Source organism: Synechococcus sp. R6-7 (assembly GCF_047461695.1).
GTDB lineage: Bacteria > Cyanobacteriota > Cyanobacteriia > Thermostichales > Thermostichaceae > Thermostichus.
Genome location: NZ_JANSHS010000044.1, coordinates 1 through 5359, shown reverse-complemented (window position 1 = coordinate 5359; position 5359 = coordinate 1). Strand labels below are relative to the sequence as shown.

The window sequence follows — 5359 nt, the reverse complement described above, 5'->3', positions numbered from 1 at the left end:
AGTGCGGGGCTCCTGCAATTTCTAGCTGATCTGTCATTGCCTTTCCCTCCAAACGGCCTGAGCACACCCTTGAGCCAGGCTATCCTTCGGACTCAATCCTGGCTAGGGCGTCGCCGGACTCTCAAGGCCGATTTCCCCCCTAACTTGGGATCAACTCTCCTGGGCTGGGGATCCCGTTGTTCTCGACCGTTCGCTGTCCGATCCAAGTGCCGATGGGTTCTCCCTGCACCACTCGATAAATATTGCCAGGGGTAGTCAGGTCAAAGACCACGATGGGCAATTGATTTTCCTTGCAGAGGGCGATGGCGGTGCTGTCCATAACCCGCAGATCGCGGTTCAGCACATCCTGATAGCTGAGGACATCGTAGCGGCGGGCCTGGGGGTGGGTCTTGGGATCCGCATCGTAAACTCCGTCCACCTTGGTGGCTTTGAAAATCACCTCGGCATCGATCTCCGCCGCCCGCAAGGCCGCAGTGGTATCGGTGGTGAAGAAGGGGTTGCCAGATCCTGCCCCAAAAATCACCACCCGCCCCTTTTCCAGGTGACGAATGGCGCGGCGACGAATATAGGGCTCCGCCACCTCCTGCATGGCGATGGCCGTCTGCACCCGGGTGGGGATCCCGGCTCGCTCGATGGCATCTTGCAGGGTTAAGGCGTTGATGACGGTGGCCAGCATCCCTACGTAGTCGGCAGAAGCCTGATCCATCCCTTGGGCAGCCGCCTCTTTGCGCCCGCGCCAGATGTTACCCCCTCCCACCACAATCGCCACCTGCACACCGGCCCGTACCACTGAGGCCACTTCGCCGGCAATGGACTTCAAGACCTCGGGGTCGATCCCGTAGGGGCGCTCCCCCATCAGGGCTTCACCACTCAACTTCAGTAGAATCCGTCGATATTTCATGCTTATCCGCTCCGGCCCACCCCTGCATACGATAGCAGGTTTGTTGAACTAGCTCCGCTCACAGGATTGACCGACAGAGCATCTCGACAAAAACAACCTTACTGCTGTTCTTCGCCAGCGCTGGCCTCGTTGTCGCGGGGGGCAGAACGGAAGCGGCGGCCATTGCGAGCACGACTTTTTTGGAACTGTTTGGCATATTCGCGGTTGCGCTCGGCTTTTTCCCGCTTCAGATTGCGTTTTTTGGCCATGCTGGTTTTCCTGACCGGTTGTCCGGACTCAAGTGAAGGTCCTCAGTTTGAAGTGTCAAAGTGAGGCGCTCTTAATCCTATCACGCTTTGCCGAAGCCATCCTGAAGCCCTCTGCTCAGCCGGCTATGGGCAGGGATCCCCACAACAAGACTAGGCCCATCACAACAAACCCCACGCCTGCCAGGGTTTTGATCCAGCGAGGTGGGATCAGGCGGGCCACCCAAGCTCCTGCCCACACCCCGATTAGGCTGGTGCTGATCAAAGCAGCAGCAGCGCCCAAAAAGATTACCCCAGCGTTTTGCGAGCGGGCACTGAGGAGCAGGGTCGCCAATTGGGTTTTATCGCCCATTTCGGCCAGCAGAATCGAGCCAAAGCTCACTAGGGCGGCCCGTCCGGCCATTTGCCGCAGCAAAAAAGACGGGGTTCGGCTGTCGTTGTCTTGGATCAACACGTTCCTCGGTTGTTCTCCACTCTGTCCTGCCGGGTTGGCATCGGCTGCTCAGGGAGGCTAGCCCTCTGGGAGCTTGTTCCCCCGCCACTCCTGCCATAATACATAGCCCCCGATCATCAGGAACCCTGCACCCGCCAACCATTGTAGCCAGCCCGGGGGAATGACTTGGCCCAGACCTTCTCCCAGCACCACGCTGAAAAAACTGGCGGTCACCAAGGCACCGGCGGAACCGAAAAAGATCGCCCAAGGCGATTGGGATTGGGCACTCATGAGCAAGGTTGCCAACTGGGTTTTGTCGCCCATTTCCGCCACAAACACGGTTAAAAAAGTAACAAGCCAGAGCTGCAGCGGGGATCCCTCAGGAAGATTGCCGTCGGAAGAGGGGGGGTTAGGGAGGGGCGGTGTCGTCGGAAGTCCAATCTCGGGGGCGGAAGACAAGGCCAAACTCTCCCCGGCAGGCTGGAAATCCACAGCGGATCCATCCCCGTAGAGATAGTGCTGCCCAACGGCCAAGAAAGCAAAACAGAGAGCCGAGGACAAAACAATCAGCCCCAAGCCCAGGGCCATTTGCCCCTGCCAAGAACGCGGCGCAGCCATGGCGTCAGACCCTAACCACCGACATGCAGCTTATCCTGTTTTCAGCCGCTTCTGGAGGAGACAAGGGCGCTAGAGTAGACGCTAGAGTAAAAGAATCAGGGGCGTTGGCCGAGCGGTTTAGGCAGCAAACTCATAATTTGCCTTACACAGGTTCGATCCCTGTACGCCCCATCGGGAATTGCTGGACGAGGTTTCTGGGTTGAGGGCTGTTGACAGCGGGCCAAGTCGATCTCAATTCCCAAACTGGGAGGGCGGACATAGGACTGCGTTCCGCTAACGCGACCGAGGTCACTCTGGGCTGAGAGAGAACCGGTTGGGCACAGTTTCAAAGACGCGGGTTCAGCTCTGTGCGGGATCCCGTATCTCCAGAGCGAGGGATCCAACGCTCAGGCAAGGTGGCAGGGGATCCCCATTGGGACTGGAGCTGGCTGAGGAATTGTCCCTGCTGGGTGCGAAAGCCGACCAGATCGGATCCGCCATTCATCAGGGCAAACCAGATGTCCCCCTGCTCGGTTGGCAATACACCCGCCAAGGTGCTGACGCTCCTCAAGGTGCCCGACTTGGCAATTAGGATCCCTGGCAACAGACGCCGTTCCAACACTCCCACATCTTGGCCGACGACGGCAAAAGCATCGGCAAGAGAGAGCCCCTGCTCCTCCAGAAGAGACTGGATGGCTTGAAGCATAGCTACATTGGCCCGCGGCGAAATGCGGTTTTCCACCCCCAACCCGGAGCCGTTGATCAGTTGCAGCTCTTCTGCCGGGATCCCGGCGATGGCCCGGGCGATCTGGGCCACTTGGTCTGCTCCCCCCACCGCATCGGCCAACATCTCGGCCATGGAGTTGTTGCTGTAGAGGTTCATCAGCTTGACCAGGTGAATGAGGGGGGGCGATTCATGTCTGAGCAAAACCTGAGCGCCGGGCGGGATCTGCTGGGCAACCCGCACCGAACCCAAGATCTCCACCTGCGGTCTGGGTGTGCCGGGGGGTAAGGTTTGAAATTGGGCCTCCGCCTCTGGCGGCCAACGCCGCGCATCCAGCCCCTGCCGCAACAGGGATCCCGATTGCGCCACATCCCGGGAAAAGTTCATGTAAAAGCGGCCCACCACCACCAGATCCCCGCGCACCTGGCGGATCCCATAGGCATTGAGCAGGTTGCCGACGGAGAAGGCTTCCTCCCAGACGAACAAGGGATCCTCCCCCCCCAGAACCCAGAGATCCTCCTGTAGAACTCCCTCAGCAGTTAAGGGGCCAGTGGCCAGCCAGGTGGTAACAAAGCGATGTTGTGGGCCAAAGTGCTGCAAAGCGGCCAGGGTCGTTGCCACCTTGGTCAAAGAAGCTGCCGGCAAGGGTGTGGATCCCTGATGCTGTCCCAAAACAAGGATTCTGTCCCGCTGTCGGGAACGGGCCTCCATCTGCAGCCAAACCCCCTGAGCCGCGGGCGAAAACCCCCGACCGGCCAACTGAGCCAGATAGGTTTCCACCTGAGGTTGCAGGGATCCCTGCTCCGTCGCCTGAGAAGTGGGAGACAAACTCAGCAACAGAGTGGCCGCCGAGAGCAGCCCAACCCAGCTCGAAACCAGCCGCCTACCGGGCCAGCCCCACAGATGTCGTTCGTGCCGTGGCGTCAGCGTTGCGGAGCAACAGTGTTGTGTAGCACCATGGGGTGCCGCAGGCATAGCACTTTTCACGGAAAACACCCTCTAAACATCCCGGCAACCGAGGGGGCATCAGCTCGTCAATTCCCAGCCACCCTCTTCCACAGGCTCTACATCGATGGTGCCGGGGGGTGTTTGCCGATAAAAACGTCCGTCTGCAACAAACAGCGGCTCTCCACAATTGGGGCAAAAGAAATGGCTGCCCTCAATGGCTTGCGATTCCGACCCACACACCGGGCAGCGATCGGTGGTAATCCAGCGGCGCGCCCACCAGCGAAAGGCCAGGAGCACCAATACCGGCAAGGACAGCAAAAACAGCAACAGAGCCACCAATCCGGCGACCAGCCACCCCAGCCCGACACTGGTCAGCAAAGCTGCCAACGCCAGGGATCCCAGCCAGAACCCCCAGCCACCCAGAGAAATGGAATAGGTTTTGGGCTGCTCAAACCGCATTTTCGTTTTCCTTCCCCGATCACTACGCTTGCCAACGCTGTCAGGATGCCGCGGGCCTTTTCTTGAGTATGTTAGCCTAGGCGCGCCCGAACACCAGAAACAGTCCGCCACATGGCTCTGCTCTGTAGGCTAGCTCATCCCGGATGGATGAGGGATTGGGTTTCCCGCACCCTTCCCGAGGCTCTCCCGGCAGCCCATGCGCCTCAGTTGCGTCCCTGTTCTATTGAGCCTGTTCTATTGAGCCTGTCCATTGAGCCTGAACAATGTCTTCAGCAACCAGTCTTCAGCAACCAAGTCGGGTGGTGTCGTCATAAATGAAGTTATTATCAATTACAGAACTTATTGACTGTTACGGCGACGTTGCCCAACAGCGGAGGAGCGGCATCATGGTCTACACCGAAGAGGCGTTCAAGGCAGAGCTCAATGCCAAAGGCTGGCGAGCCACTCGGCAGCGGGAGATCATCCTGCAAACGTTTCAAAACTTGCCTGAGGGCACGCATCTGAGCGCGGAGGAGTTGCACAAAAAGTTGCGGGAAGAAGGCCACAACATTAGCCTTTCCACCATTTACCGCACCGTCAAGCTGATGTCCCGCATGGGCATTTTGCGAGAACTGGAACTGACCGAAGGGCACAAACATTACGAGATCAACCAGCCGGCCCCCCACCACCACCACCATCTGGTGTGCGTCAAGACCAACAAGGTGATCGAGTTCAAAAACAACGCCATTCTTAACATCACCCAGAAGGTGGCAGAAAAGTACGGTTTCAAAGTGTTGGATTGCCAGCTCACCATTATTGGTATCAGCCCAGAAGGGCAGCGCTCGATTTTGTAGCCAAAAATTCCCAAAGCTCAGGTTCTCATGCTTTCCCAGAAGGGGAACTGTACTGGGCTGGTAGGAGGATGGGGATCCCGTCAACGGGAGGAAATGCCAGAATAGCTCCCGTGAGGCCAATCGGCAGTCGGCAACCGAGGCAACAGTTGAATGGTTGATGAATAGTTGATCTTCTTCACCCCACTAGATCCGGGAGAGAGCATGACTCTAGTCAATAAT

Annotated in this window: 7 protein-coding genes and 1 tRNA gene; 2 read left to right on the top strand and 6 right to left on the bottom strand. The window is 58.2% G+C overall.

The features are described from left to right. Positions 1-139 precede the first annotated feature (139 nt). The 4 genes from pyrH to NW815_RS01755 form a co-directional block, all read right to left on the bottom strand. On the bottom strand, positions 140-901 hold the full coding sequence (gene pyrH / locus NW815_RS01770) for a UMP kinase (protein WP_011433861.1): 762 nt from the start codon (positions 899-901) through the stop codon (positions 140-142). A 98-nt stretch (positions 902-999) separates the two neighbouring features. Further along, positions 1000-1149 (bottom strand): hypothetical protein, encoded by a 150-nt coding sequence (locus NW815_RS01765; protein ID WP_011433860.1) that lies wholly within the window; start codon positions 1147-1149, stop codon positions 1000-1002. A gap of 115 nt (positions 1150-1264) precedes the next feature. After that, a complete protein-coding gene (locus tag NW815_RS01760) occupies positions 1265-1600 on the bottom strand; it encodes a TMEM165/GDT1 family protein (RefSeq protein WP_011433859.1) in 336 nt (111 codons plus the stop codon). A 57-nt stretch (positions 1601-1657) separates the two neighbouring features. Continuing rightward, positions 1658-2197 (bottom strand): TMEM165/GDT1 family protein, encoded by a 540-nt coding sequence (locus tag NW815_RS01755; protein WP_414390872.1) that lies wholly within the window; start codon positions 2195-2197, stop codon positions 1658-1660. Positions 2198-2295: 98 nt separating this feature from the next. On the opposite strand from NW815_RS01755, the gene NW815_RS01750 reads away from it, so the two are divergent. After that, positions 2296-2368: transfer RNA gene (locus NW815_RS01750), tRNA-Ile, on the top strand. 154 nt (positions 2369-2522) lie between these two features. Here NW815_RS01750 and NW815_RS01745 read toward each other — a convergent pair. Both NW815_RS01745 and NW815_RS01740 read right to left on the bottom strand, forming a co-directional pair. Continuing rightward, a complete protein-coding gene (locus NW815_RS01745; RefSeq protein WP_414415651.1) occupies positions 2523-3728 on the bottom strand; it encodes a D-alanyl-D-alanine carboxypeptidase in 1206 nt (401 codons plus the stop codon). Between the two features lie 198 nt (positions 3729-3926). Next, positions 3927-4307, bottom strand: a complete 381-nt coding sequence (locus NW815_RS01740; protein WP_414389207.1) for a hypothetical protein — start codon at positions 4305-4307, stop codon at positions 3927-3929. 386 nt (positions 4308-4693) lie between these two features. On the opposite strand from NW815_RS01740, the gene NW815_RS01735 reads away from it, so the two are divergent. Further along, positions 4694-5140, top strand: coding sequence for a Fur family transcriptional regulator (locus tag NW815_RS01735; RefSeq protein ID WP_011433855.1), 447 nt, complete (start codon positions 4694-4696; stop codon positions 5138-5140). The last annotated feature ends 219 nt before the right edge of the window (positions 5141-5359 follow it).

What these genes read in the sequence shown, in the direction of transcription:
- pyrH (WP_011433861.1), bottom strand. Translation starts at nt 901, where the DNA reads ATGAAATATCGACGGATTCTACTGAAGTTGAGTGGTGAAGCCCTGATG.
- NW815_RS01765 (WP_011433860.1), bottom strand. Translation starts at nt 1,149, where the DNA reads ATGGCCAAAAAACGCAATCTGAAGCGGGAAAAAGCCGAGCGCAACCGC.
- NW815_RS01755 (WP_414390872.1), bottom strand. Translation starts at nt 2,197, where the DNA reads ATGGCTGCGCCGCGTTCTTGGCAGGGGCAAATGGCCCTGGGCTTGGGG.
- NW815_RS01740 (WP_414389207.1), bottom strand. Translation starts at nt 4,307, where the DNA reads ATGCGGTTTGAGCAGCCCAAAACCTATTCCATTTCTCTGGGTGGCTGG.
- NW815_RS01735 (WP_011433855.1), top strand. Translation starts at nt 4,694, where the DNA reads ATGGTCTACACCGAAGAGGCGTTCAAGGCAGAGCTCAATGCCAAAGGC.